This window comes from Paraburkholderia sp. 31.1, from assembly GCF_014397645.1.
Lineage (GTDB): Bacteria > Pseudomonadota > Gammaproteobacteria > Burkholderiales > Burkholderiaceae > Paraburkholderia > Paraburkholderia tuberum.
Map to the genome: position 1 here is coordinate 1 of NZ_VZQN01000028.1, position 24,717 is coordinate 24,717.

The following is a 24,717-nucleotide window of genomic DNA, read 5'->3' on the forward strand; positions in this document are numbered from 1 at the left end:
TCCGCATCAAGCGCCCACACTTATCGACTGTTAGTTTTTAAAGATCGGTCCGCCAAACCCGCCGCGCCTGAACCACCACTACCCGGCACTGCTTCGTTTGCGTCGCTGCGTCTGCAGCAGAGAAGCGGGATTATGGGGACTCTTTCGCGTCTCGTCAATACCCGTTTTTGCTTTCGCTTAAAAAAAGTTGCCGCTCACTTCCGGGTCGCATCCACCACGACCTCGACAGGAACTGCAGCGGCCATAGCCGCGTAGCCCGCGTCGCTTGGATGGATGTGATCGCCGCTATCGAAAGCGCGCTGCAGACGCTCCGGCTGCGCCCGATCGCGCAACGCCGCGTCGAAGTCGACGACGCCATCGAAAGCACGACTAGTTCGGATCCACTGATTAACCGCAAGTCGGATGTTTTCCCGCTCCGGTGGCAGCGACGCCGGCGTCAGCGTCGCGCCGAACATCTTGACACCGTTGCGCCGCGCGGCCGCGATCACTCGCTGGTAACCGGCGATCAGATCGGCAGCCGTGACCGACGTATGAGGAAAATCGCAGTCGAGCCCGCCATGAGGCGGCATTGCCGCAAAGTTGATGTCGTTGATGCCAATCAGCAGGATCGCCGCTTTGACGCCTGGACGTCGCAAAACGTCGCGCTCGAAGCGGCTCGCAAGCGCGTCGCCATAGCAAGGCGAGTCGCTCAGGAGCCGGTTGCCGCTGATGCCGAGATTCACGATCGCGGTCGACTGCGCGCCGCTCGCCGCCAGCCGCCGAGCCAGCGCATCCGGCCAGCGACGGTTCTGGTTGAGGGTGGAGCGCATGCCGTCGGTGATCGAGTCGCCGATCGCGGCCACGGCAAGCGACGGTGCCGCCGCCTCCACCGACAAACCCGTGACCCACACATATTGCGTGAAGCGGCCGAGAAACGCCGTGGCGGACGCGTCGGTGGTGTGATTGCCGGGCCCGGACACATAATTCACCTGATTCGACACTCGGTGCCATGCGACGATCCGCTGCTCCGGTCCCACGAACGCACTGATCGCATATGGCGCGCCCTCGACGACATCGATCGCGACCGGATCGCTGTCCACCTCGCCGCCAGGCGGAACGCTGACCGCGCCCTTACCGCCAAACGTCACCCGACTGCCGGCGCCCTCGACTGCTGCCGCGCCACCGGCGGAGCGCGCGATGCGCAGTTCGTCGATGACGAGAGGCGTCTTGCCATACGCATTGCTCAGATGAATTCGCGCCACCCTCCCCGACAACGTCGGATACATGATTTGCCGAACGGTGCGCCCGGCGACTTCCGGCGCGCGATACAGCGGTGGCAACTCGACCCGCTGTGGAATCGGTTGCAGCGCGGTCGCCCAAACGGCGACCCAATGCTCGGACGCTTCGGCAGCGAACGCACTCGAGGAAACGACAAACGGGGCAAATTGGGCAAGCAGCGCCGCGCCGCATGCGGCAGCCAAGGTGCGAATGGTCATTCGGAGGATCGGTTCGAGGCGAAACGCGCATTGTGCCCGAACGACGCGGCAAGCGCCGGCAATCGCCGGCAGGTCCGCTTACCCCGGCGCCCGGCGGCTGTGCCGGTTCGGTCTCACGCCGTTTGCCGACTCATGATCTTTAGCGCGACCGCTTCGGCGACCTCGATTCCGTCGATTGCCGCCGAGTAGATCCCGCCCGCATACCCCGCACCCTCGCCCGCCGGATACAGCCCGTCGACGTTGACACTCTGGTAGTCGTCGCCGCGACGCACGCGTACCGGCGACGAAGTTCGCGTTTCAACGCCGGTCAGCACCGCATCATGCATCGCGAAACCTGCGATTTTCTTCTCCATCTGTGGCAGGGCTTCGCGAATCGCTTCGATCGCGTAGTCGGGCAGCGCGGTGCTGAGATCGGTTGGCCGCACGCCCGGCTTGTACGACGGAACGACCGAGCCGAATGAAGTGGACGGCCGCCCCGCGATGAAGTCGCCGACCAACTGCCCTGGAGCCATATAGTTACCGCCACCGAGCTCGAACGCCCGCTCCTCCCACTTGCGCTGGAACGCGATGCCGGCGAGCGGCCCGCCCGGGTAGTCGTCTGGCGTAATGCCGACCACGATGCCCGCATTCGCGTTGCGCTCCGCGCGCGAGTACTGGCTCATGCCGTTCGTGACGACGCGCCCCAGCTCGGACGTGGCCGCCACCACGGTGCCGCCGGGACACATGCAGAAGCTATAAACCGCTCGCCCGTTGCTGCAGTGGTGCACCACCTTGTAGTCGGCTGCGCCGAGCTGTTTGTGACCGGCAAATTTCCCAAAACGGCTCCGATCGATGATCCCTTGCGGATGCTCGATCCGAAAACCGAGCGAAAACGGCTTCGCCTCGACGTGAACGCCGCGGTCGTACAACATCTGGAAGGTATCGCGTGCGCTATGGCCGACCGCCAGCACAACGTGGTCGCAGCGCAACGTCTCGCCGGTCGACAGCTTCAGCCCGCGCACCTGGCCGTTGTCGATGTCGATGTCCTCGACACGCGTTTCGAAGCGCACTTCGCCGCCCAACTCGTGGATGCTCGCGCGCATCTTCTCGACCATGCTGACGAGACGAAACGTGCCGATATGCGGCCGGCTCAGGTACAGGATGTCCTCCGGCGCACCGGCCCGCACGAATTCGTCGAGCACCTTGCGGCCGTAGTGTTTCGGGTCCTTGATCTGGCTGTAGAGCTTGCCGTCCGAAAAGGTGCCCGCGCCACCTTCGCCGAACTGCACGTTCGACTCGGGATTCAGCACCGATTTGCGCCACAGGCCAAACGTGTCCTTGGTGCGCTCACGTACGGCCTTGCCGCGCTCGAGGATGATCGGCCGGAAGCCCATCTGCGCGAGGATCAGGCCCGCGAACAGTCCGCACGGCCCCATGCCGATGACGACCGGACGCGGCGTGCTCAGTTGGGCGGGCGCTTCGGCGACGAACTTGTAGCTCATGTCGGGCGTCACGCCGCAATGCGGCACGTCGGCGAGCCGTTTCAACGCGGCCCCTTCATCCTTGACCTCGACATCGACGATGTAGGTGAGCTTGATGTCGGCGCGCTTGCGCGCGTCGTGCGCGCGGCGAAACACGGTGTATCGGATGAGCCCGTCCCGCGCCACGCCGAGTTCCGTGAGGCGCGCACGGATGGCGGCTTCGAGGGCGCTTTCGGGATGATCGAGCGGGAGTTTGATTTCGCTTAGACGTAACATGAGTACCGGAGATGCAAGTGGGCCGCAAATCGCGGCCAATTCGCAATTTTACCGGTAAGTGTCGGCGCGGGGTGACGGCCGGTCATGAAGCGCCGGCCCCGTCGAAACCGGGCAAACCAGCATGCATGCTTCGACGCCCTCGATGAGCTATCAGCCCCAACGTCTCTGCACAAAAAATTTATTAACCGACCGGTCGGTTGGTTTATACTACGCCGACACAGACCACTCCTCCAGAGAGAGCGTCCCTCATGTACACCCAATCCCTCGATACCCCCGGCAACGTCGCTCCGCTGGACGCGGACGCGAATTCGCCCGAACAACAGGCTCGCTTCGACGCGGTCATGAGCGCCGACGGCAAGATCGAGCCGCAGGACTGGATGCCCGACGCGTACCGCAAAACGCTGGTGCGGCAGATCTCGCAGCATGCGCACTCGGAGATCGTCGGCATGCTGCCCGAGGGCAACTGGATCACGCGCGCGCCGAGCCTCAAGCGCAAGGCGATCCTGATCGCCAAGGTGCAGGACGAAGCCGGCCACGGCCTCTATCTGTATAGCGCCGCCGAAACGCTCGGTGTCTCGCGCGAGCAGCTGATCGACGCGCTGCACGCGGGCAAGGCCAAGTATTCGAGCATCTTCAACTACCCGACACCCACCTGGGCCGACGTCGGCGTGATCGGCTGGCTCGTCGACGGCGCGGCGATCATGAACCAGATCCCGCTGTGCCGCTGCACGTACGGCCCGTACGCCCGCGCGATGATCCGCATCTGCAAGGAAGAGTCGTTCCATCAGCGCCAGGGCTTCGACGCGCTGCTCGCGATGATGGCCGGCACCGAGGCGCAGCGCGAGCTGGTCCAGCAGGCGGTGAACCGCTGGTGGTGGCCGGTGCTGATGATGTTCGGCCCGAGCGACAAGGATTCGGTCCACAGCAACCAGTCGGCCAGATGGGGCATCAAGCGCATCACCAACGACGACCTGCGCCAGAAATTCGTCGATGCGACCGTCGAGCAGGCGAAGGTGCTCGGCGTCACGCTGCCCGACGCGGACCTCAAATGGAACGAGGCGCGCGGCCACTACGACTACGGCGACATCGACTGGGAAGAGTTCTGGCGCGTCGTCAATGGCGACGGCCCGTGCAACCGCGAGCGCCTCGCGACCCGCGTGAAGGCCCATGAAGACGGCGCCTGGGTACGCGAAGCCGCGCTCGCCCACGCGGAAAAGCAGCGCCAGCGCGCGCAACAGCACGCCGCCTGAGTGGCACCGCACATCAAAGGAATCAGGAGATCAGCAATGAACAAGGAATGGCCGATTTGGGAAGTGTTCGTGCGCAGCAAGCAGGGACTCGACCATAAACACTGCGGCAGTCTGCATGCCGCCGACGCGCCGATGGCGCTGCGCATGGCGCGCGACGTCTACACGCGCCGCCAGGAAGGCGTGAGCATCTGGGTGGTGCCGTCCTCGGCGATCACGGCCTCGGCGCCGCACGAGAAGGCCGAGCTGTTCGAACCGGCGGGCGACAAGATCTATCGCCACCCGACGTTCTACACGCTCCCCGATGAAGTCAACCACATGTAAGCGCGGCCATGACCACTACGTCCACTACGTCCACTACGCCCATTACGCCCGAACATCTCCAGTACGTGCTGCGCCTCGCGGATACCGCGCTGATCCTCGGTCAGCGCAACACCGAGTGGTGCGGCCACGGCCCGATCCTCGAAGAGGACATCGCGCTGTCGAACATGAGCCTCGACCTGATCGGCCAGGCGCGCCTGCTGTACACGCACGCGGCCGCGCTCGAAGCGCCGCTCACCGGCCGTCAGCGCAACGAAGACGACTACGCGTACTTCCGCGCCGAGCGCGAATTCGCGAACTACACGCTCGCCGAGCTGCCGCATTACGGGCCGCTCGCCGGCACCGCGCAGGCCGGGAAGGATTACGCGGTCACGATCGTGCGCAACTTCCTGTACGCGACGCTGATGATGCATCTGTGGGGTGCGCTGACGGGCTCCACCGACGGGCAGCTCGCCGCGATCGCCGCGAAGTCGATCAAGGAAACGCAGTACCACGTGCATCATGCGAGCGAGTGGCTGATCCGTTTCGGCGACGGCACCGACGAATCGCACCGTCGCGCGCAGGCCGCGCTCGACTATCTGATGCCGTACACGTACGAGTTCTTCAGCGCGGACGCGGTGGAAGACGCGGTCGCCGCGGCCGGCATCGGCCCGCGCACCTCGGCGCTGGAAGCCGCGTGGCTCGACGACGTGCGCGCCACGCTCGACCAGGCCACGCTGACGCTGCCCGCGGCGCTGCGGCACGTGAGCACGGGCAAGCACGGCGAGCATTCGGAGCACATGGGTTTCGTGCTCGCGCAAATGCAGAGCCTCGCGCGCCAGCATCCGGGCGCCAGCTGGTGAGCACGCGATGACGACCTCGACCGCTCCGCAGCCCGCGAACGCCGCTGCTGCCACGACCGATGCCGCGCTCACCCGCGCATGGACCGTGCTCGAAGCGGTACCCGACCCGGAGATCCCGGTGGTGTCGATCCGCGAGCTCGGCATCCTGCGCGACGTGCGACGCGCCGCCGACGGCGCGCTCGAAGTCGTGATCACGCCGACCTACTCGGGCTGCCCGGCGATGTCGCAGATTGCCGAAGACATCGGCCGTGCGCTCGAGGCCGCGCAGCTCACGCCATACCGCGTCGCCACCGTGCTCGCGCCGGCGTGGACCACCGACTGGATCACGGCCGAAGCCCGCGAAAAACTGCGCGTCTACGGCATCGCGCCGCCGACGGGCAACTGCGGTTCAGCCGCGACGTCAGCGCCGCAGGAGAAAGTGATGCGCTTCGTGCCGCGCGCGCTGCCGGCCCCAGGCTGCCCACGCTGCGGCTCGGCGCACACCGAGCGGCTCGCGCAATTCGGCTCGACCGCCTGCAAGGCCCTGTATCGCTGCCTCGACTGCCGCGAACCCTTCGACTACTTCAAACCGTACTGATATGGCCACCCCGCAATTCCATCCGCTGCGTATCCGCGAAGTGCGCCCCGAAACCGCCGATGCGGTCTCGGTCGCCTTCGAAGTCCCGCCCGAACTGCGCGACCACTATCGCTTCACGCAGGGCCAGTTCGTCACGCTGAAGACACATATCGACGGTGAGGAAACGCGCCGTTCGTATTCGATCTGCGTGGGCGTCACCGACTACGATCGCGACGGCGAGTTGCGCATCGGCATCAAGCGCGTGCGCGGCGGGCGTTTCTCGAACTTCGCGTTCGACACGCTGCAGCCGGGCCACATGATCGACGTGATGACGCCGGACGGCCGTTTCTTCACGCACCTGAACGCGGAACAGGGGCAGCAGTACCTCGCGTTCTCGGGCGGCTCGGGCATCACGCCGGTGCTCGCGATCATCAAGACGACGCTCGAAGTCGAGCCGCGCAGCACCTTCACGCTCGTCTACGGCAACCGCAGCGTCGACCAGATCATGTTCGCCGAGGAGCTCGAGGATCTGAAGAACCGCTTCATGAACCGCTTCGTGCTGTATCACGTGCTGTCGGACGACCTGCAGGACGTCGAGCTGTTTAACGGCGTGCTCGACCAGGAAAAATGCGCGGCGTTCATCGAGCAGCTGCTGCCGGCCGACGCGATCGACGAAGCGTTCATCTGCGGCCCCGCGCCGATGATGGATGCGGCCGAGGCCGCGCTCAAGGCAGCCGGCGTGCCGCCCGCGAAGGTGCACGTCGAGCGCTTCGGCACGCCGCTGCCGCAGGCGGGCGTGCCGCCCGTCGAGATCACCGCGGACACCCCCGCGGCCGAGCTCGAAATCGTGCTCGACGGCAAGCGCCGCAAGCTGCGCCTGCCGTATCAGGGCACGAGCGTGCTCGACGTCGGGCTGCGCGCCGGTCTCGCGCTGCCGTATGCGTGCAAGGGCGGCGTGTGCTGCACCTGTCGCGCGAAGGTGCTCGAGGGCGAAGTGAAGATGGAAAAGAACTACACGCTCGAAGAACACGAAGTCCGCGACGGGTTCGTGCTGACGTGTCAGTGTCATCCGGTTAGCGACAAGGTCGTCGTCAGTTACGACGAACGTTGAGTCGAGGGCTTTCGTGGCCTATGTACGGACTGCCCTCCCGTGACGTCCGCCACCGCTTTCGGCCGTTTCGCGATCCGCTTAAACTAGGGGCCGCTCATCGATCGGGACATCGGGTTCCAGTCGGCGAGCGGCCTCTCTTTGTTACAGCTGCAGACGTCACTGCAAGCCCTTGCCCATGAGCACGATTCACCTCACCAACGGCGATGTCGCCGCCGAGTCGCTGCGTACCGCGCTGGACCAGGCGGGCCGCGACGATCGCGTGCAGCCGCTGCGGGACGATCTGGCGGTCGGCCCGTTACGCGGCGTCGACGACGCTCCGCACGTGCGCGCCGACTTCTGGGAACGCGTCAGCGCCGACACGCAACGCGACTTCGTGCGCGAGTTCCGCGAACAGGCCGCGGTGCTCGACGGCCTCGCCAGCAGCACCGCGAATCTCGTGGTGTGGCACGCCGAAAGCGCGTCCGATCAACTGATGCTGCGCCGCGTCTGCTACCTGGTGCGCAACAGCCCGCAGCGTTTGAACGAAGTGCGTCTGTCGATCGCCGACCTCACCGATCCGCAAGCGTGGGCGCATACCCGCAAGGATCGCGCGACATCGGTCGGCATGTTTGCGCCGGACGTATTGCAGACACACCTGCCGGACGCCGCGCCGATTTCCGTGCTGCGCATCAGCCGGCTCGCGCTCGAATGGCAGGAGGTCAAACAGGCGAACGGCGAGACGCGGCGCTGGCGTGACAACACCTTCACGAGCGGCAGCGTTGCCGAAATCGACGCGCTGATCCTCGACCGCGCAACCGACGCCTGGCAGCCCGCCGTGCGCGTCGCCGCCTACGTGATGACCGCCGGGTTGGGGTTCCTCGTCAGCGACAGCATCGTGCTGTGGCGCATGCGCGAACTCGCGGCGCTGCGGCGCATCCGCCTGCGCGGCGATGCGAACGAATGGCGCTCGCTCGAACTGCGCGCGGCATCCGCCCCCTGCTCACCCCAATAAGATAAGAACAGACGAATATGGCCCGCACCCGAGCCCCCGACCACGAAACCCAACGCGAGCAGATTCTCGAACTGGCCGCCGCGAAGTTCGCGCAGACCAGCTATCCAAGCACGTCGATGGCCGATCTTGCCGCGGCGAGCGGCACCTCGAAAGCGCGCCTCTATCACTATTACGAGAGCAAGGAAGCAATCCTGTTCGATCTGCTCGATCGCTACACGAAGCGCCTGATGCTGATCATCGCCGAGGTGGAAGGCTCGAGCCAGCGGCGCGAACTGAGCGAGCGAGAAACCTTCGCGGAGCTGATCCGCGCGTTCCTGTCCGAGTATGAGACGTCGCACAGCCGGCACGTCGCGCTGCTGAACGATGTCAAGTATCTGGTCGATTCGCAGCGCGAGATCATCCTGAACCGTCAGCGCGACGTAGTCGCCGCCTTCGCGCGGCAGCTCGTGCGCGCCTATCCCGAACGCGCGACACGCGACAACCAGACCGCACTGACGATGATGGTGTTCGGCATGATCAACTGGACCTTCACGTGGCTCAAGCCGGACGGCCGGATGGGCTATCGCGAGTTCGCCGAGCAGGTGGTCGGCATGGTCGAGCATGGTCTCGGCAGCGCGCCGGCCAGGTAGACGATGGTCTGAACAGATCGGAACCCGCGCACTGGATGTTGCAAAGCAACAACATGCAGACCAAATAAATCAGCGCAAGGAATCCATGCGGCATCGTGTCACGAACGTGCGATCACTTTTAACTTCTGTTTAAAATCAAATAATTAAATTTAGGGTTCCAGCGCTCCAGGTATTCACCTCGACTTTTGATACGGGTTTTCCCTAGTGAATGGCTTAGGTTTCCGCTAAAATCGGTTTTGCGGTGCACAACGCCGCCTGATTAAAAGGAGAACCCGACCATGAACATGCTGACCCATCGCAACACCGAGCCGATCGCGCCGAACGATCGCGCGTCGCTGCCTGCTGAACGCGCGCACGTTCTGGTCCGTGAACTCACCGCCGCCGATCGCGAACGCCTGCTTGCTCATTTCCTCGCGCTCGACGAAGAAGACCGTCTGCTGCGCTTCGGCCAGGTCGTGCCGAACCATGTGATCGAAAACTACGTGCGCGCGGTCGACTTCACGCGCGACACCGTGTTCGGCGTGTTCAACAGCAAGCTGGAACTGAGCGGCGTCGGCCATCTGGCCTACCTGCCGGCCGAAGGCAACAAGCGCACCGCCGAATTCGGCGTCTCCGTGCTCGAAAGCGCACGCGGCATCGGTATCGGCTCGAGGCTATTCGAGCGCGCCGCGATCCGCAGCCGCAACACGCATGTGACGACGCTGTACATCCACTGCCTGGCGCGCAATTCGACCATGATGCACATCGCCAGGAAGGCCGGCATGAAGATCGAGTACGCGTACGGCGAGGCCGACGCCTATCTGACGCTGTCGCCGGCCGATCAGTCGAGCATCCTCGCGGAAATGCTGCAGGAGCAGGCCGCCGTGTTCGATTACGCGCTCAAGCGCCACGCACGCCAGGCATCGCGACTGTTCGAGTCGTTCATGCCGGTGGCTGTCGCCGCCTGAATAATCGCTACGGGGAAATGAGATTGGGGCGGCCGAAAGGTCGCCCTCTTTTCTATCTGTACCCAATCAACGCCACGCGTAGGACCGTGCGCGTGAAGCCTACAAAATGGGCAGCGCTGTCGTTTCCTTGATCTTTTCTAGCGAAAAGCTCGATTTCACATCGATCACCGATGGATGCCGCAGCAATTGATCCTGCACGAAGCGCGAAAAGTGCGCCATGTCCTCCACCTGGACGCGCAGCAGGTAATCCATCTCACCCGTCATCGCGTGACATGCGACAACTTCGGGCCACGTCTGCACGGCCGCGCCGAACAGATCGGCGTGCGTGGCCTCGCCATGCGGACTGAACGCGCGACCGCCACCCTTCTCCAGCCGCACGCTGACATACGCGAGCAGGTCAAGCCCGAGACGTTGCGCGTCGAGCAGCGCGACATAGCCGCGAATCACGCCGCTTTCCTCGAGCCGGCGAATCCGCCGCAGGCACGGACTCGGCGACAGATTGATCCGTTCCGCTATCTCCTGATTCGACAGCCGGCCATTCTCCTGAAGGATCGCCAGAATGCGTCGATCGATCGCGTCTATCTCGCCAATAGCCATGTTCTGCCACGTATCGTTCGAATAGAGCCATAAACTGGCTCAAGCGTAGCGACGCGTGATTAAGTTCGCAAGTTTTTGTCTTCATCGCGGTTCTACACTTGCCCCATTCGGTCGCGCTCAGCCGACCGTCCCGCGCGCTCACCGCCAGCGCGCCTCGGCAACCCTCTTGCATGGGATTGGAGACTGACGATGCAGGTTTCAACTTGGGAAAATCCTGTCGGCACTGACGGCTTCGAATTCATCGAATACACGGCGCCGGACCCGAAAGCGCTCGGCAAGCTGTTCGAACAGATGGGCTTCACGGCCGTCGCGCGGCATCGTCATAAGGACGTGACGCTGTATCGTCAGGGCGACATCAACTTCATCGTCAACGCGGAGAAGCATTCGTTTGCGCAGCGCTTCGCGCGCTTGCATGGTCCGTCGATCTGCGCGATTGCGTTTCGCGTACGGGACGCCGCAAAGGCCTACGCCCAAGCGCTCGAAAAAGGCGCATGGGGTTTCGACAACAAGACCGGCCCGATGGAGCTGAACATCCCGGCGATCAAGGGCATTGGCGATTCGCTGATCTATTTCGTCGACCGCTGGCGCGGCAAGAACGGCGCGACGCCGAACAGCATCGGTGACATCGACATTTACGACGTCGACTTCGAGCCGATTCCGGGCGCGAACCCGAACCCGGTCGGCCACGGCCTGACCTATATCGATCACCTGACGCACAACGTGCATCGCGGCCGCATGCAGGAATGGGCGGAGTTCTACGAGCGCCTGTTCAACTTCCGTGAGGTCCGCTACTTCGACATCGAGGGCAAGGTGACGGGCGTCAAGTCGAAAGCGATGACCTCGCCGTGCGGCAAGATTCGCATTCCGATCAACGAGGAAGGCTCGGACACCGCCGGTCAGATCCAGGAATACCTGGACGCGTACCACGGCGAAGGCATCCAGCACATCGCGCTCGGCACCAGCGACATCTACCGCACCGTCGACGGCCTGCGCGCATCGGACATTTCACTGCTCGACACGATCGACACGTACTACGAACTCGTCGACCGACGCGTGCCGAATCATGGCGAGCCGCTCGAGGAACTGCGCAAGCGCAAGATCCTGATCGACGGCGCACCGGACGATCTGCTGCTGCAGATCTTCACCGAAAACCAGATCGGCCCGATCTTCTTCGAGATCATTCAGCGCAAGGGCAACCAGGGCTTCGGCGAAGGCAACTTCAAGGCGCTGTTCGAATCGATCGAGCTCGATCAGATTCGCCGCGGCGTCGTGCAGGACAAGGCCTGACCATGGAGACTCGCGCCTGATCGGCGCGCACAAGAAAAAGGGCGAGGATCGCAGGATCCTCGCCCTTTTACGTTGCAACGCCGCCGCTCTCTTCGGAACGGCGGCCGGTCGTCATAAGACGCGCGCGATGCGGTGCGTCATGAATTCTGCCTGTACCGATCGCTGCCGATCGCACTGTCGACCCGCGCCGGCGCCACCTGCGCCGTGCGGATGATCGCGTTCGACAGGGCCCCCGTGCTGCCCGGATTCGAGCGCACCGGCGCGCTCATCGCGAAGAAAGCGGCGGAAACCATCAGGAAGGTCTGGATGTTTCTTGTGTTCATGCGTACTCCTTTTCTAACTGCCCTGCTGTCCAGAAGCTGCACAGAATGCGCGGCGTTCGGCATCGCTCGCAGGTCGGGGTTAGACAGTCGTTTTCACTGCGGTTCCGCAAATTTGTAGGTTTTACAGCTTGTTACACGCGCAGGCGCAATACAGCTCCATTCCGGCGAAAATCCGCTACAACTGCTGACAACACGTGGCAACTCGTTGCGAAACCGGCCGAAATCAGATCGTGCGCGGGCGATTTTTGATCCGCTGCGGCGGGTTTCCACCAGTGCTACCATCGCTTAAAACCCGTCAATATGACGACCCCGGCCCCAGCATTCACGAGATGCCGGGGCCAGAAAAGTTTTGGTGATCCCAAGCTGAAGTGGAGGAGTACACATAATGAATGCCCCGCTAGACGCAGGTCAGCGAGCCTCGCTCGAAGCCGCGTTGTCTTCCGTCACGCTCGACGACAAATACACTCTCGATCGCGGCCGCGCGTACATGAGCGGCATCCAGGCGCTGGTGCGTCTGCCGATGCTGCAGCAGGAACGCGACCGCGCCGCCGGCCTCAACACGGCCGGCTTCATCTCCGGCTACCGCGGATCGCCGCTCGGCGGGCTCGACCAGTCGCTGTGGAAAGCGAAAAAGCATCTGGCCGCGCATCAGGTCGTGTTCCAGCCCGGCGTCAACGAAGACCTCGCGGCCACCGCCGTATGGGGTTCGCAGCAAGTCAATCTGTACCCGAGCGCCAAATACGACGGCGTGTTTTCGATGTGGTACGGCAAGGGCCCCGGCGTCGACCGGTCCGGTGACGTCTTCAAGCACGGCAACTCGGCCGGCTCGGCGCGGCACGGCGGCGTTCTCGTGCTCGCCGGCGACGATCACGCCGCCAAATCCTCGACACTCGCGCATCAGTCCGAACACATCTTCAAGGCATGCGGGCTGCCGGTGCTGTTTCCGTCGAACGTGCAGGAATATCTGGACTTCGGCCTGCACGGCTGGGCGATGAGCCGCTACTCCGGCCTCTGGGTCGCGATGAAGTGCGTGACCGACGTGGTCGAATCGTCCGCATCGGTCGATATCGATCCGCACCGCACCAACATCATCCTGCCGGAAGACTTCGTGATGCCCGACGGTGGGCTGAACATCCGCTGGCCCGATCCGCCGCTCGTGCAGGAAGCGCGTCTGCTCGACTACAAGTGGTACGCGGGTCTCGCCTACGTGCGAGCGAACAAACTCGACCGCGTCGAAATCGATTCGCCGCATGCGCGCTTCGGCATCATGACCGGCGGCAAAGCTTATCTCGACGTGCGCCAGGCGCTGACCGACCTCGGTCTCGACGACGAAACCTGCTCGCGCATCGGCATCCGGCTGTACAAGGTCGGCTGCGTGTGGCCGCTCGAAGCGCAAGGTGCGCAGGCCTTCGCCCGCGGTCTCGACGAAATTCTGGTGGTCGAGGAAAAGCGCCAGATCCTCGAATACGCGATCAAGGAAGAGCTGTACAACTGGCCCGACGCGCAGCGCCCGCGCGTATTCGGCAAGTTCGACGAGAAGGACGGCGCGGGCGGCGAATGGTCGGTGCCGATGGGCAACTGGCTGCTGCCGGCGCACTACGAGCTGTCGCCCGCGATCATCGCGAAGGCGATCGCCACGCGGCTCGACAAGTTCGATCTGCCATCGGATGTGCGCGCCCGCATTGCCGCGCGCATCGCGGTGATCGAGGCGAAGGAAAAGGCGCTCGCGCGGCCGCGCGTCGAAGTCGAGCGCAAGCCGTGGTTCTGCTCGGGCTGCCCGCACAACACGTCGACCAACGTGCCGGAAGGCTCGCGCGCGATGGCCGGCATCGGCTGTCATTACATGACGGTCTGGATGGATCGCAGCACCAGCACGTTCAGCCAGATGGGCGGCGAAGGTGTCGCGTGGATCGGCCAGGCGCCGTTCACGAACGACAAGCACGTGTTCGCCAATCTCGGCGACGGCACCTACTTCCATTCGGGGCTGCTCGCGATTCGCGCGGCGATCGCGTCGAAGGCGAACATCACCTACAAGCTGCTGTACAACGACGCGGTCGCGATGACGGGCGGCCAGCCGGTCGACGGCGTGCTGAGCGTGCCGCAGATCACGCATCAGCTCGCCGCCGAAGGCGCGGCGAAGATCGTCATCGTCACCGATGAGCCGGAGAAGTACGCGGCAAACGTCGGCCTCGCGCCTGGCGTCGACATTCACCACCGCGACCAGCTCGACGACGTGCAGCGTCAGCTACGCGAGGTTCCGGGCACCACGATCCTGATCTACGACCAGACCTGCGCGACCGAAAAGCGCCGTCGCAGGAAACGCGGCGCGTATCCCGATCCGGCACGGCGCGTCGTGATCAACGAAGCGGTGTGCGAAGGCTGCGGCGACTGCTCGGTGAAGTCGAACTGCCTGTCGGTCGAACCGCTCGACACTGAGTACGGCACGAAGCGCCAGATCAACCAGTCGACCTGCAACAAGGACTTCTCGTGCGTGAACGGCTTCTGCCCGAGCTTCGTCTCCGTTGAAGGCGGCCAGTTGCGCAAGCCGAAGGCGGCGTCGGGCGCCGGCGCCGAAATGCCGCCGGTGCCGGATCCCGAGTTGCCGTCCATCGACCGTCCGTACGGCGTTCTGGTGACGGGCGTCGGCGGCACGGGCGTCGTCACGATCGGCGCGCTGCTCGGCATGGCCGCGCATCTCGAGAACAAGGGCGTCACGGTGCTCGACGTCACCGGCCTCGCGCAGAAAGGCGGCGCCGTGATGAGCCACGTGCAGATCGCGAAGCAGCCCGCTGACATCCACGCGACCCGCATCGCAATGGGCGAAGCGAGCCTCGTGATCGGCTGCGACGCGATCGTCACCGCCAGCGACGAATGCGTGTCGCGGATGCACGCGGATCGCACGCGCGTCGTGCTGAACAGCGCGCACACGCCGACGGCCGAGCTGATCAAGAACCCGAACTGGCGCTTCCCCGGCAGCAGCACCGAAGCCGACGTGCGCGCCGCGGCCGGCGATGACAACGTCTCGACCGTCGACGCGAATCACTTCGCCGTCGCGCTGCTCGGCGACGCGATCTACACGAACCCGTTCGTGCTCGGCTATGCGTGGCAGCGCGGCTGGGTGCCGCTCACGCACGAGTCGCTGATTCGCGCGATCGAGCTGAACAACGTGCAGGTGGACAAGAACCGCGCGGCGTTCGAATGGGGCCGGCGTGCCGCGCACGATCTGGCGGCGGTACGCAAGCTCGCGCAAACGCAGGGACGCGGCGATCCGGCCGACAGCGCGGACGGCAAGATCATCGCGCTGCATACGCCGAAGGCGCTCGACACGCTGATCGACAAGCGCGCCGACTATCTGACCGCCTGGCAGAACCGTGCGTACGCGGAGCGCTATCGCGCGCTGGTGTCGCAGGTGCGAGCCGCGGAAGAAGCGCTCGATTCCGCCGACGGCCAAATGCCGCTGACCGAGGCGGTCGCGAAGAACCTGCACAAGCTGATGGCGTACAAGGACGAATACGAAGTCGCACGTCTGTACAGCGACCCGGCGTTCATCGAAAAACTGAACGCGACGTTCGAAGGCGACTGGAAGCTGCACCTGCATCTCGCGCCGCCTACGCTATCGAAGAAGGACGCGCACGGCCATCTGGTGAAGAAGAAGTACGGCCCGTGGATGTTCCGCGCGATGCACGTGCTCGCGAAGCTCAAGTTCCTGCGCGGCACCGCGTTCGACGTGTTCGGCAACACCGGGGAGCGTCGCACCGAGCGCGCGCTGATCGGCGAATACGAGGCATTGGTGCGTGAGCTGATCAGCGGGCTGACTTCTCAGAAACGCGATCTCGCGGTCGAGCTCGCGAATCTGCCCGACGGCATCCGCGGCTATGGGCATGTGAAGGAAAACAACCTGAAAGGCGTGCGCATCAAGTGGAACGAGCTGCTCGCGCGTTGGCGTTCGCCGGATGCGGGCAAGACGCAGCACGCGGCTTGATCGACTCTCCCAGCTGAACCGAAAAGCGGCGGTCTGCACGGACCGCCGCTTTTTTTCAGGCGCAAAAAAGCGCTACGGAACCGGGGTTCCGTAGCGCTTCTGCCCAGGCCGCCGCGCGCGCGTTACTGCTGCGCCCACGCCAACCTCACGTGATACACGTTACTTCGCGTTCGCCGAGGCAACCGCCGTCATGTTGATGATCCGGCGCACGGTCGCGGCCGGCGTCAGGATATGCACCGGCTTTTCCGCACCCAGCAGGAACGGCCCGACCGTCACACCCTCGCCGCCCACGACCTTCAGCAGGTTGTACGCGATGTTCGCCGCTTCGACGTTCGGCATGATCAGCAGATTCGCTTCGCCGGCGAGCGTCGTGCCCGGGAACGCGGCCTTGCGGACCGTCTCCGACAGCGCCGCGTCGCCGTGCATTTCACCGTCGATTTCGAGCGACGGCGCGCGTTGCGTGATCAGCTTGCGCGCCGCGGCCATGCGCTGCGACGACGACGACGGCGCGCTGCCGAAGTTCGAGTTCGACAGCAGCGCGACCTTCGGCGTGATGCCGAACTTCTCGATTTCGCGCGTGGCGAGCATCGTCATGTCGGCAAGCTGCTCGGCGGTCGGCACTTCGTTGACGTACGTGTCGCAGATGAACATGTTGCGGCCCGGCAGCATCAGCAGATTCATCGCGGCGAAGTTCTCGACGTCGTCGGCCTTGCCGAGCACCTGCTCGATGAAGTTCAGATGCGTGTGGAACTGGCCGATCATGCCGCAGATCATGCCGTCCGCTTCGCCAAGGCGCACGAGGATCGCGCCGATCAGCGTGTTGAACTTGCGCATCGCGGCCTTCGCGACGTCCGGCGTCACGCCTTCGCGCGCGCCGAGTTCGTGATACGCCTGCCAGCACTTGTGATAGCGCGGATCGTCTTCCGGATCGACGATCTCGACGTCTTCGCCGCACTTGAGCTTCGAGCCCATCTTCTTCAGACGCATCTCGATCACCGACGGACGGCCGACCAGGATCGGCTTGGCGATCTTTTCGAGCAGCACGAACTGCGCGGCGCGCAGCACGCGCTCGTCTTCGCCTTCCGCGAACACGATGCGCGCCGGTGCCGACTTCGCCGCCGCGAACACCGGCCGCATCACCATGCCCGAGCGATAGACGGTCGCGCCGAGCTGTTCGCGGTACGCATCCATGTCCTGGATCGGGCGGGTCGCGACGCCCGAATCCATTGCGGCCTGCGCGACGGCCGGCGCGATCTTGATGATCAGGCGCGGATCGAACGGCTTCGGAATCAGGTATTCGGGACCGAATTCGAGCGAGTGGCCTTCGTAGGCCTTCGCGACTTCATCGCCCTGGTCGGTTTCCTCGGCCAGTTCGGCAATCGCGCGCACGCACGCGAGCTTCATTTCTTCGGTGATCGTCGTCGCGCCGACGTCGAGCGCGCCGCGGAAGATGAACGGGAAACACAGCACGTTGTTGACCTGGTTCGGATAGTCCGAACGGCCGGTCGCGATGATGCAGTCCGGGCGCACCTTGCGCGCTTCTTCCGGACGGATTTCCGGCTCGGGGTTCGCGAGCGCGAGAATCAGCGGCTGCGAGCCCATTTCGGCGACCATCTCCGGCTTCAGCACGCCGGCGCTCGAGCAGCCGAGGAACACGTCCGCGCCGCGGATTGCATCGGCGAGCGAGCGCGCTTCGGTGTGCGCGGCATAGCGCTCCTTCGACGGATCGAGGTTGCCGCGCCCTTCGTAGATCACGCCCTTCGAGTCGGCGACGAGAATGTTCTGCTTCGACAGACCGAGATTGACGAGCAGATCCAGACACGCAATGGCCGCCGCGCCCGCGCCCGAACAGACCAGCTTCACTTCGTCGAGCCTCTTGCCGACCACCTTGAGGCCGTTCAGGATCGCCGCCGACGCGATGATCGCGGTGCCGTGCTGATCGTCGTGGAAGACCGGAATCTTCATACGTTCGCGCAGCTTCTTCTCGATGTAGAAGCACTCGGGCGCCTTGATGTCCTCGAGGTTGATGCCGCCTAGCGTGGGCTCGAGCATCGCGATCGCCTCGACGAGCTTGTCCGGATCGGATTCGCTCAGCTCGATGTCGAACACGTCGATGTCCGCGAACTTCTTGAACAGACACCCCTTGCCTTCCATCACCGGCTTCGCGGCAAGCGGGCCGATGTTGCCGAGGCCGAGCACCGCGGTGCCGTTCGTGATCACGCCGACGAGGTTGCCGCGCGACGTGTACTTCTGCGCGTCGAGCGGTTCCTCGTGAATTGCCATACAGGCTGCCGCCACACCCGGCGAATACGCGAGCGACAAATCCAGCTGGTTCGACAGCGCCTTGGTAGGCGTCACCGAAATCTTGCCAGGTTTCGGATTCTGGTGATATGCGAGAGCGCTTTGCTTGAGTTGTTCGTCCATTTCTAGGCCTGCGAGACGTAAGTGATTGGGCCCGGCGACACACATCGTTGCAGCGCTTTCATCTGTCGGACCGATAGCCGACCGAGGCGGTTTTCGCACGCGCCCGGTCAGGCGCGACGTCTTACCTCGACGAACACGGGACGATGTGGAGTGCTTCGCGGGTCGATTAGTGTACACCCCGGACGTGTCGATGCACTGCGTGGTTAACAGGACTCGCCATTAGCGAAACAGGCGCTCAGGACGCTGCGTCGCCACGACCCGGCCGTGCTTTTCCGCCACGCGGCGGGGCGCCATGCGGGCCGCATGGTCCACGCATTCGCAGTATTCGAAGCGATTGAAGGACGCGCTTCGTCGACGCGGTCAGTCGAGTTCGGCGCCGCGTCGCTCAGGAATCAGAAACAGGGTCGCGAGGATGTCCAGCAGGTAAATCGACGCCAGTAGCGCGAGCGCCGCGCCGAACGAGTAGCGCGCCGCCAGCGCGCCCACGACGACCGGCCCAAAGCCGCCCACCGCGCGACCCGCGTTGAACAGCACGTTTTGCGCGGTGGCGCGCGCATCGGTTGGATAGAGCTCCGAAATCAGCGCGCCGTAGCCGCCAATCATGCCGTTGACGAACACTCCCATCGCCGCGCCGCCGATCAGCAACGCCATCGGCGTCGTCAGTTGCGCATAGACGAACACCATGACGACGGCGCCCGCCTGGTAGAACAGGAACGTCGGCTTGCGGCCGAAGCGGTCGGCGGCGATGCCGAATAGCCAGATGCCGGCCGCCATGCCGAGAATCGTCGCGGCGGTCCACAGCCCCGATTTGGTCAGCGAGTAGCCGAAGGTCTTCGACAGATAGCTAGGTAGCCAGAGCATCAGCCCGTAATAGCCGAAGTTCTGCACCGAGCACAGGATCGTGACGCCGAGGCTCGCGCGCGTCGTGCGTCCATCGACGAACAGCAGTTTCAGCGGCAACTTGCGCATGCCGCGCGCGACGCGTTGGTCGAAAAGCGCCGGCTCCTCGACGCGGCGCCGCACGAAGAACGACTCGACCGCCGGCAGCAGCCCGAGCGCGAACATGCCGCGCCAGCCGATCACTGGCAGCAGCAGCGGCGTCAGCAACGCGGCCGCCAGCACGCCAAGCTGCCAGCCGAGCCCGACATACGACGACACCCGCGCCCGCTGCGACGCCGGCCACGCTTCGGCGACCAGCGTCATACCGATGCCGAATTCGCCGCCCAGCCCGATCCCGGCGACGGTCCGATAGATCAGCAGGTCCGTGTAGCCTTGCGCGAGCGCGCACAGGCCGGTGAACACCGCGAAGATCAGGATCGTCCACGTCAGCATGCGCACGCGGCCGAAATAATCGCTGAGCACGCCGAAGAGCACGCCGCCCGCCACCGCACCGATGAGCGTCCATGTGACCAGCGCACCGGCCTGCGAGGAACTCAGATGCAGGTCGGCGGCGATCACCGGCAGCATGAAGCCGAGAATCAGCAGATCGAAGCCGTCCATCGCATAGCCCAGCACCGACGCAAGCAGCGCGCGGCCCGCATAGCCCGGTTGGACGGCGGAGCGGGTTTCGGTGGCGGTGGCGGAGGCGGAGGCGGGTGGAGCGGCGTTCATTGAAAGCATTCCGTGGGTCTGAAGGCGGCTGCGTGGGAAGCGTCCCGGGAAAGTCGCGTGAGTGTAAAGGCGGCCTCACCCGGTCACAAGACGATGCGCGCGCCAAAGCGCCCGCCGGCTGCGCCGCCGCGCACGACGGCCTCCTCGGTGCGACCCATTTCAGGTAAAATAGCGGCCCACGCGCGCAGCAAAAGCCGGTCTGTGCTCTTCCCCCGGCCGCGTATCCCGCCCAGCATGGCGCGGCATACCCCGCTTGCTGCGCCACCGGGCCCAGCGCCCGCTTCTCCCCCGCTCACTCCGAAGGATCCGCCCATGACAGGCTTCGATCGCCAGACGATCTCCGACACCACCGCCAAGATGCTGCTCGAAGTGCAAGCAGTGCATTTCAACGCGGAGAAACCGTATATTTTCACGTCCGGCTGGGCGAGCCCGGTGTATATCGACTGCCGCAAGCTGATCTCGTATCCGCGTGTGCGCCGCGGCCTGATGGAAATGGCCGAAGCGACGATCCTGCGCGACGTCGGCTATGAGCAGATCGACGCGGTCGCTGGCGGCGAAACCGCGGGCATCCCGTTCGCGGCATGGCTGTCCGACCGCCTGATGGTACCGATGCAGTACGTGCGCAAGAAGCCGAAGGGTTTCGGCCGCAACGCGCAGATCGAAGGTCTGCTGACCGAAGGCCAGCGCGTGTTGCTCGTCGAAGACCTGACGACCGACAGCCGCAGCAAGATCAACTTCATCAACGCGCTGCGCACCGCCGGCGCGACGGTGAACCACTGCTTCGTGCTGTTCCACTACAACATCTTCAAGGAAAGCGTGTCGGTGCTGAAAGACATCGACGTCGATCTGCACGCGCTCGCCACGTGGTGGGACGTGCTGCGCGTCGCGAAGCAGAACAACTACTTCGACACGAAGACGATCGACGAAGTGGAAAAATTCCTGCACGCGCCGGCCGAGTGGTCCGCTGCACATGGCGGTGCGACGTCTACGCCGCAATAAAGCCATCGCGGTAAGGCTGTGACAATAAAACCTAGCCGCTTTATGCTGATTGAATGAAAAAGCCGCCTGTTTCGCAACAGGCGGCTTTTTTTATCGCGATTGTTTATCGCCGATTACCCGGCGGACGAAACGAGGCCGATATCAGGACTGGTTCGCGATGTTCTTACTCGAGTTCGACGAAAGATTCAGCAAACCATTGCTCTGCGCATACTGGAATAGTTGGGAGTCGCGATCGATTCCGAGCTTGCGCATGGCCGCGTTTTTTTGTGTGCTGATCGTCTTGATGCTGCGATTCAAACGCTCCGATATTTCCTTGATCGTCATACCCGATACGAACAGGCGCACGACTTCGAGTTCGCGCCGCGACAGCTTCGAGTCGTCGCGCTTGCCGGCTGAATTGACCCGCAACCCATCGAGCACCGCCTTCACCGACGGACTCATATAGGTCATGCGACGGCCCACGTGTTGTACCGCAAGCGCAATATGGCTGAGATCGTCCGATTTGTTCACGACCGACGTCACACCAAGTTCCTTGAGCCGTTTGAGCAATGCGGCGTTCTCGAGCATGGTGAGCACGACGATCGGCAGATTCGGGAAATTGCGGCGCAAATAGTCGATGAGTTGCAAGCCGTCGCCGTACTGACCGCCCGGCATGGCCAGGTCGGTGACGAGCACGTCGCATTCGGTGGATTGCAACATTTTGATAAGTTCAGTCGACTGCCTTGCGCGCCCAACGACTTGCATACCGGGAAATTTGAGCAGCGCATTTTCAGCGCCAAACAGAATAACCGGATGATCGTCTGCCACCACGACCCTGAGTGAAACTTGCATCGTCCTCCTCTGGACGGATAAACCGGTCTCCACAACTTCTAACACTGCTTTTGACGCTCGCTATTTAAACGAGTCAAATGCAGTAAGGGTCGCGCGACAACCCCCTTACTATAGCTGATTTCCTGTCTGCGAATTCCGCGGCACGCGAACATATTGCGTCGCAGAGCTAATCAGCGCTGATGTTAGACTTGATTCGACCTTGGGGCACAATTCAGGACAACGACAGTCGCGAGGACCCGCGCCTCGCGCCCTTACAGGAGAACCGGCATATGCGCATGCGTTGGCTGGTTGTTTCGCTGGCTTCATCTTGGCGGCATCGATCGCTCGCCGTCGGCGCGATGCTCGCGCTATTCGCAGCGCATAGTGCCGGTGCGCGGGCCGACGAGCCGTTCACGCTGACGAGCGCGAGCGTGCGCGCGGGCGGCACCGTGCAGAATGCGCAGGTGTTCGACCGGAACGACTGCAAGGGCGGCAACCGTTCACCGCAGCTCTCATGGCGCGACGCGCCGGCCGGTACGCGCGGCTTCGCGATCACGATGTTCGACGAGGACGCGCCGGGGCGCGGCTGGTGGCACTGGGCGGTCGCGGGCATCCCCGCCACGGTCGACAGCCTGCCCGAGAATGCGAGCTCGTCCGGTTTCCTGCGCAAGCTCGGCGCGGTCGAAGCGCGCAACGACTTCGATACCGACGGCTATGGCGGTCCGTGCCCGCCGCCCGGCAAACCGCATCGCTATATCATCACCGTGTACGCGCTGAACTCGGCCGATCTGCGTCTCGCGCAAGGACGTCCCGCGTTGATGTTCGATCACGAGATCGGCACGGCCGTGATCGGCAGCGCGCGGCTCGAGGTCAATTACGGGCGCTAGTGGCGGCCGTCGCGGTCGTGATGGGGCGCCGCCGCGCCGCATCGCCTGGCTTGCGCCGCTCGCCTTCCCGATCGCTTTGCTGGAGCACTTCATGTCGAAGATCGTCATCGTTTATCACAGTGGCTACGGCCACACGAAGAAGGTCGCCGAAGCCGTGCTCGCGGGCGCGCTGGAAGCCGGTGCGCAGGCGAAGATGATGCCGGTCGGCGACCTCGACGACGCCTCGTGGGACGAACTCGCCGCCGCCGACGCGCTGATCTTCGGCGCGCCGACCTACATGGGCGGCCCGTCGGCCGACTTCAAGAAGTTCGCCGACGCCAGTTCGAAACCGTGGTTCGCGCAGGCGTGGAAAGACAAGATCGCAGCCGGCTTCACGAACTCGGCGACGATGAACGGCGACAAGTTCTCGACCATTCAGTACTTCGTCACGCTGGCGATGCAGCACAGCATGATCTGGGCCGGCACCGGCATGATGCCGTCGAACACGAAGGCCGCGACGCGCAACGATCTGAACTTCGTCGGCGGCTTTACCGGACTGCTTACGCAATCGGCGGCCGATGCGTCGCCCGACGAAGCGCCGCCGCCGGGCGATCTCGAAACCGCGCGCCTGTTCGGCGCGCGCATTGCGGGCGTCACCGCGCGCTGGATCGCGCCGCGCGGGTAGCGGCGCGCGGCTAATGGCTGAACGGCGCCGAAACGACGTCGCGGCTCATCGGCGGTTCATCTTCGGTCATCAGCCCGCATTTGCCGCGCAACGGGTCACGCCAACGTCACGTTGTGCGCGCATCGTCGTTTTTTCGCGCTGCACCGCACGGTCGCGGCGATGACGTCTTAAAATAACGTTCCGGCGCGGCGTCGCGCCCCGTTTCCAGCGAGTGAGATCGAGATGAGCACGAAAGTTTTTGTCGACGGACAGGAAGGCACGACCGGCCTGAAAATTTTTGAATACCTGTCGCAGCGCGCCGACGTCGAAATCCTGCGTATCGAAGAAGCGAAGCGCAAGGACCTGGACGAGCGCCGTCGTCTCATCAACGCGTCGGACGTCACGTTCCTGTGTCTGCCCGATGTCGCCTCGCGCGAGTCGGCCTCGCTCGTCGAGAACGACCGCACGGTGCTGATCGACGCGAGCACCGCGTTCCGCACCTCGCCCGACTGGGCCTACGGCCTGCCCGAGCTGGCTCGCTCGCAGCGCGAGCGCCTGCGCACCGCCAAACGCATCGCCGTGCCGGGCTGCCACGCCTCGGCGTTCGTGCTCGCGATGCGCCCGCTCGTCGAAGGCGGCGTCGTCGCGCCCGAGTTCGCCGCGCACGCCTATTCGATCACTGGCTACAGCGGCGGCGGCAAGAAGATGATTGCCGACTACGAAGCCGGCGGCAACGACAGACTCAAGAGCCCGCGCCCGTACGCGCTCGGCCTCACGCACAAGCACCTGCCGGAAATGGCCACGCATACGGGCCTGAAGTCGGCGCCGATCTTCACGCCGATCGTCGGCGACTTCTACAAGGGCCTCGCGGTCACCACGTACTTCTCGCCGGGCCAGCTCGCGAAGAAGACGACGCCGCAGGACGTGCAGGCTCAGTTCGCCGAATACTACGCGGGCGAAGCGTTCGTGCACGTCGCGCCGTTCAACGCCGACGCGAGTCTCGACAACGGCTTCTTCGACGTGCAGGCGAACAACGACACCAACCGCGTCGACCTGTTCGTGTTCGGCAACGAAGAGCGCTTCGTGACCGTCGCGCGGCTGGACAATCTCGGTAAGGGCGCGTCGGGTGCGGCGATCCAGTGCATGAATCTCGCGATCGGCGCGGCAGAAGGCACCGGTTTGAAACGCTAGGCGAGTCGACCGCATCCGCGGTGCCACGAAAAAAGCCGGTCTTTGCAGACCGGCTTTTTTTGTTTTAAAGCCCGCTCATTGCATTGCACTGCATTGTTTTCCGCCAGC

General features: G+C 64.1%; 21 protein-coding genes. 14 read left to right on the forward strand and 7 right to left on the reverse strand.

Annotation, left to right across the window (positions count from 1 at the left end; translation table 11 throughout):
- Positions 1-194: 194 nt before the first annotated feature.
- Both F6X37_RS21575 and F6X37_RS21580 read right to left on the reverse strand, forming a co-directional pair.
- Positions 195-1,475 carry an SGNH/GDSL hydrolase family protein gene (locus F6X37_RS21575; protein ID WP_187612692.1) on the reverse strand — a complete coding sequence of 427 codons (1,281 nt, stop codon included), beginning with the start codon at positions 1,473-1,475 and terminating at the stop codon, positions 195-197.
- 113 nt (positions 1,476-1,588) lie between these two features.
- On the reverse strand, positions 1,589-3,211 hold the full coding sequence (locus F6X37_RS21580; RefSeq protein WP_187612693.1) for an NAD(P)/FAD-dependent oxidoreductase: 1,623 nt from the start codon (positions 3,209-3,211) through the stop codon (positions 1,589-1,591).
- 248 nt (positions 3,212-3,459) lie between these two features.
- Here F6X37_RS21580 and paaA point away from each other — a divergent pair, with 248 nt between their 5' ends.
- The 8 genes from paaA (at position 3,460) to F6X37_RS21620 (ending at position 9,855) form a co-directional block, all read left to right on the forward strand.
- The gene (gene paaA, locus F6X37_RS21585) at positions 3,460-4,461 is read left to right on the forward strand and encodes a 1,2-phenylacetyl-CoA epoxidase subunit PaaA (RefSeq protein ID WP_187612694.1); all 1,002 of its coding nucleotides are present in this window, start codon (positions 3,460-3,462) and stop codon (positions 4,459-4,461) included.
- 36 nt (positions 4,462-4,497) lie between these two features.
- Entirely contained in the window at positions 4,498-4,782 is a 285-nt protein-coding gene (gene paaB / locus F6X37_RS21590) for a 1,2-phenylacetyl-CoA epoxidase subunit PaaB (RefSeq protein WP_018418671.1), read from the forward strand.
- Between the two features lie 8 nt (positions 4,783-4,790).
- The gene (gene paaC, locus F6X37_RS21595; RefSeq protein ID WP_187612695.1) at positions 4,791-5,621 is read left to right on the forward strand and encodes a 1,2-phenylacetyl-CoA epoxidase subunit PaaC; all 831 of its coding nucleotides are present in this window, start codon (positions 4,791-4,793) and stop codon (positions 5,619-5,621) included.
- 7 nt (positions 5,622-5,628) lie between these two features.
- A complete protein-coding gene (paaD, locus tag F6X37_RS21600; protein WP_187612696.1) occupies positions 5,629-6,198 on the forward strand; it encodes a 1,2-phenylacetyl-CoA epoxidase subunit PaaD in 570 nt (189 codons plus the stop codon).
- 1 nt (position 6,199) lies between these two features.
- Positions 6,200-7,288, forward strand: a complete 1,089-nt coding sequence (paaE, locus tag F6X37_RS21605) for a 1,2-phenylacetyl-CoA epoxidase subunit PaaE (protein ID WP_187612697.1) — start codon at positions 6,200-6,202, stop codon at positions 7,286-7,288.
- Between the two features lie 175 nt (positions 7,289-7,463).
- Entirely contained in the window at positions 7,464-8,279 is an 816-nt protein-coding gene (locus F6X37_RS21610) for a DUF1835 domain-containing protein (protein ID WP_187612698.1), read from the forward strand.
- Positions 8,280-8,296: 17 nt separating this feature from the next.
- Entirely contained in the window at positions 8,297-8,908 is a 612-nt protein-coding gene (locus F6X37_RS21615; RefSeq protein ID WP_018418677.1) for a TetR/AcrR family transcriptional regulator, read from the forward strand.
- Between the two features lie 278 nt (positions 8,909-9,186).
- Complete coding sequence (locus F6X37_RS21620; protein WP_187612699.1) at positions 9,187-9,855, forward strand: GNAT family N-acetyltransferase; 669 nt, start codon at positions 9,187-9,189, stop codon at positions 9,853-9,855.
- 99 nt (positions 9,856-9,954) lie between these two features.
- Here the strand turns inward: F6X37_RS21620 and F6X37_RS21625 are convergent, their stop codons facing one another.
- On the reverse strand, positions 9,955-10,452 hold the full coding sequence (locus F6X37_RS21625) for an Lrp/AsnC family transcriptional regulator (protein ID WP_184034682.1): 498 nt from the start codon (positions 10,450-10,452) through the stop codon (positions 9,955-9,957).
- A 189-nt stretch (positions 10,453-10,641) separates the two neighbouring features.
- On the opposite strand from F6X37_RS21625, the gene hppD reads away from it, so the two are divergent.
- Positions 10,642-11,739 carry a 4-hydroxyphenylpyruvate dioxygenase gene (hppD, locus tag F6X37_RS21630; RefSeq protein ID WP_187612700.1) on the forward strand — a complete coding sequence of 366 codons (1,098 nt, stop codon included), beginning with the start codon at positions 10,642-10,644 and terminating at the stop codon, positions 11,737-11,739.
- A gap of 137 nt (positions 11,740-11,876) precedes the next feature.
- On the opposite strand, the gene F6X37_RS21635 is transcribed toward hppD, so the two are convergent.
- Positions 11,877-12,062, reverse strand: a complete 186-nt coding sequence (locus tag F6X37_RS21635) for a hypothetical protein (protein ID WP_187612701.1) — start codon at positions 12,060-12,062, stop codon at positions 11,877-11,879.
- A gap of 385 nt (positions 12,063-12,447) precedes the next feature.
- Here F6X37_RS21635 and F6X37_RS21640 point away from each other — a divergent pair, with 385 nt between their 5' ends.
- Positions 12,448-16,044: an indolepyruvate ferredoxin oxidoreductase family protein gene (locus tag F6X37_RS21640; RefSeq protein WP_187612702.1), complete on the forward strand. Its 3,597-nt coding sequence runs from the start codon at positions 12,448-12,450 to the stop codon at positions 16,042-16,044.
- A 159-nt stretch (positions 16,045-16,203) separates the two neighbouring features.
- Here F6X37_RS21640 and F6X37_RS21645 read toward each other — a convergent pair whose 3' ends face one another.
- Both F6X37_RS21645 and F6X37_RS21650 read right to left on the reverse strand, forming a co-directional pair.
- Complete coding sequence (locus tag F6X37_RS21645) at positions 16,204-18,468, reverse strand: NADP-dependent malic enzyme (protein ID WP_187612703.1); 2,265 nt, start codon at positions 18,466-18,468, stop codon at positions 16,204-16,206.
- 360 nt (positions 18,469-18,828) lie between these two features.
- Positions 18,829-20,079, reverse strand: a complete 1,251-nt coding sequence (locus tag F6X37_RS21650; RefSeq protein ID WP_187612704.1) for an MFS transporter — start codon at positions 20,077-20,079, stop codon at positions 18,829-18,831.
- 312 nt (positions 20,080-20,391) lie between these two features.
- On the opposite strand from F6X37_RS21650, the gene F6X37_RS21655 reads away from it, so the two are divergent.
- Positions 20,392-21,078 (forward strand): orotate phosphoribosyltransferase, encoded by a 687-nt coding sequence (locus tag F6X37_RS21655; protein ID WP_018418686.1) that lies wholly within the window; start codon positions 20,392-20,394, stop codon positions 21,076-21,078.
- Between the two features lie 141 nt (positions 21,079-21,219).
- Here the strand turns inward: F6X37_RS21655 and F6X37_RS21660 are convergent, their stop codons facing one another.
- Positions 21,220-21,909, reverse strand: a complete 690-nt coding sequence (locus F6X37_RS21660; RefSeq protein WP_187612705.1) for a response regulator — start codon at positions 21,907-21,909, stop codon at positions 21,220-21,222.
- A gap of 269 nt (positions 21,910-22,178) precedes the next feature.
- On the opposite strand from F6X37_RS21660, the gene F6X37_RS21665 reads away from it, so the two are divergent.
- The 3 genes from F6X37_RS21665 (at position 22,179) to argC (ending at position 24,609) form a co-directional block, all read left to right on the forward strand.
- Positions 22,179-22,775, forward strand: a complete 597-nt coding sequence (locus tag F6X37_RS21665; protein WP_187612706.1) for a YbhB/YbcL family Raf kinase inhibitor-like protein — start codon at positions 22,179-22,181, stop codon at positions 22,773-22,775.
- A gap of 91 nt (positions 22,776-22,866) precedes the next feature.
- On the forward strand, positions 22,867-23,439 hold the full coding sequence (locus F6X37_RS21670; protein ID WP_026225500.1) for a flavodoxin family protein: 573 nt from the start codon (positions 22,867-22,869) through the stop codon (positions 23,437-23,439).
- Between the two features lie 222 nt (positions 23,440-23,661).
- On the forward strand, positions 23,662-24,609 hold the full coding sequence (gene argC / locus F6X37_RS21675) for an N-acetyl-gamma-glutamyl-phosphate reductase (RefSeq protein WP_184056376.1): 948 nt from the start codon (positions 23,662-23,664) through the stop codon (positions 24,607-24,609).
- The last annotated feature ends 108 nt before the right edge of the window (positions 24,610-24,717 follow it).

What these genes read in the sequence shown, in the direction of transcription:
- F6X37_RS21575 (WP_187612692.1), bottom strand. Translation starts at nt 1,475, where the DNA reads ATGACCATTCGCACCTTGGCTGCCGCATGCGGCGCGGCGCTGCTTGCC.
- F6X37_RS21580 (WP_187612693.1), bottom strand. Translation starts at nt 3,211, where the DNA reads ATGTTACGTCTAAGCGAAATCAAACTCCCGCTCGATCATCCCGAAAGC.
- paaA (WP_187612694.1), top strand. Translation starts at nt 3,460, where the DNA reads ATGTACACCCAATCCCTCGATACCCCCGGCAACGTCGCTCCGCTGGAC.
- paaB (WP_018418671.1), top strand. Translation starts at nt 4,498, where the DNA reads ATGAACAAGGAATGGCCGATTTGGGAAGTGTTCGTGCGCAGCAAGCAG.
- paaC (WP_187612695.1), top strand. Translation starts at nt 4,791, where the DNA reads ATGACCACTACGTCCACTACGTCCACTACGCCCATTACGCCCGAACAT.
- paaD (WP_187612696.1), top strand. Translation starts at nt 5,629, where the DNA reads ATGACGACCTCGACCGCTCCGCAGCCCGCGAACGCCGCTGCTGCCACG.
- paaE (WP_187612697.1), top strand. Translation starts at nt 6,200, where the DNA reads ATGGCCACCCCGCAATTCCATCCGCTGCGTATCCGCGAAGTGCGCCCC.
- F6X37_RS21610 (WP_187612698.1), top strand. Translation starts at nt 7,464, where the DNA reads ATGAGCACGATTCACCTCACCAACGGCGATGTCGCCGCCGAGTCGCTG.
- F6X37_RS21615 (WP_018418677.1), top strand. Translation starts at nt 8,297, where the DNA reads ATGGCCCGCACCCGAGCCCCCGACCACGAAACCCAACGCGAGCAGATT.
- F6X37_RS21620 (WP_187612699.1), top strand. Translation starts at nt 9,187, where the DNA reads ATGAACATGCTGACCCATCGCAACACCGAGCCGATCGCGCCGAACGAT.
- F6X37_RS21625 (WP_184034682.1), bottom strand. Translation starts at nt 10,452, where the DNA reads ATGGCTATTGGCGAGATAGACGCGATCGATCGACGCATTCTGGCGATC.
- hppD (WP_187612700.1), top strand. Translation starts at nt 10,642, where the DNA reads ATGCAGGTTTCAACTTGGGAAAATCCTGTCGGCACTGACGGCTTCGAA.
- F6X37_RS21635 (WP_187612701.1), bottom strand. Translation starts at nt 12,062, where the DNA reads ATGAACACAAGAAACATCCAGACCTTCCTGATGGTTTCCGCCGCTTTC.
- F6X37_RS21640 (WP_187612702.1), top strand. Translation starts at nt 12,448, where the DNA reads ATGAATGCCCCGCTAGACGCAGGTCAGCGAGCCTCGCTCGAAGCCGCG.
- F6X37_RS21645 (WP_187612703.1), bottom strand. Translation starts at nt 18,468, where the DNA reads ATGGACGAACAACTCAAGCAAAGCGCTCTCGCATATCACCAGAATCCG.
- F6X37_RS21650 (WP_187612704.1), bottom strand. Translation starts at nt 20,079, where the DNA reads ATGAACGCCGCTCCACCCGCCTCCGCCTCCGCCACCGCCACCGAAACC.
- F6X37_RS21655 (WP_018418686.1), top strand. Translation starts at nt 20,392, where the DNA reads ATGACAGGCTTCGATCGCCAGACGATCTCCGACACCACCGCCAAGATG.
- F6X37_RS21660 (WP_187612705.1), bottom strand. Translation starts at nt 21,909, where the DNA reads ATGCAAGTTTCACTCAGGGTCGTGGTGGCAGACGATCATCCGGTTATT.
- F6X37_RS21665 (WP_187612706.1), top strand. Translation starts at nt 22,179, where the DNA reads ATGCGCATGCGTTGGCTGGTTGTTTCGCTGGCTTCATCTTGGCGGCAT.
- F6X37_RS21670 (WP_026225500.1), top strand. Translation starts at nt 22,867, where the DNA reads ATGTCGAAGATCGTCATCGTTTATCACAGTGGCTACGGCCACACGAAG.
- argC (WP_184056376.1), top strand. Translation starts at nt 23,662, where the DNA reads ATGAGCACGAAAGTTTTTGTCGACGGACAGGAAGGCACGACCGGCCTG.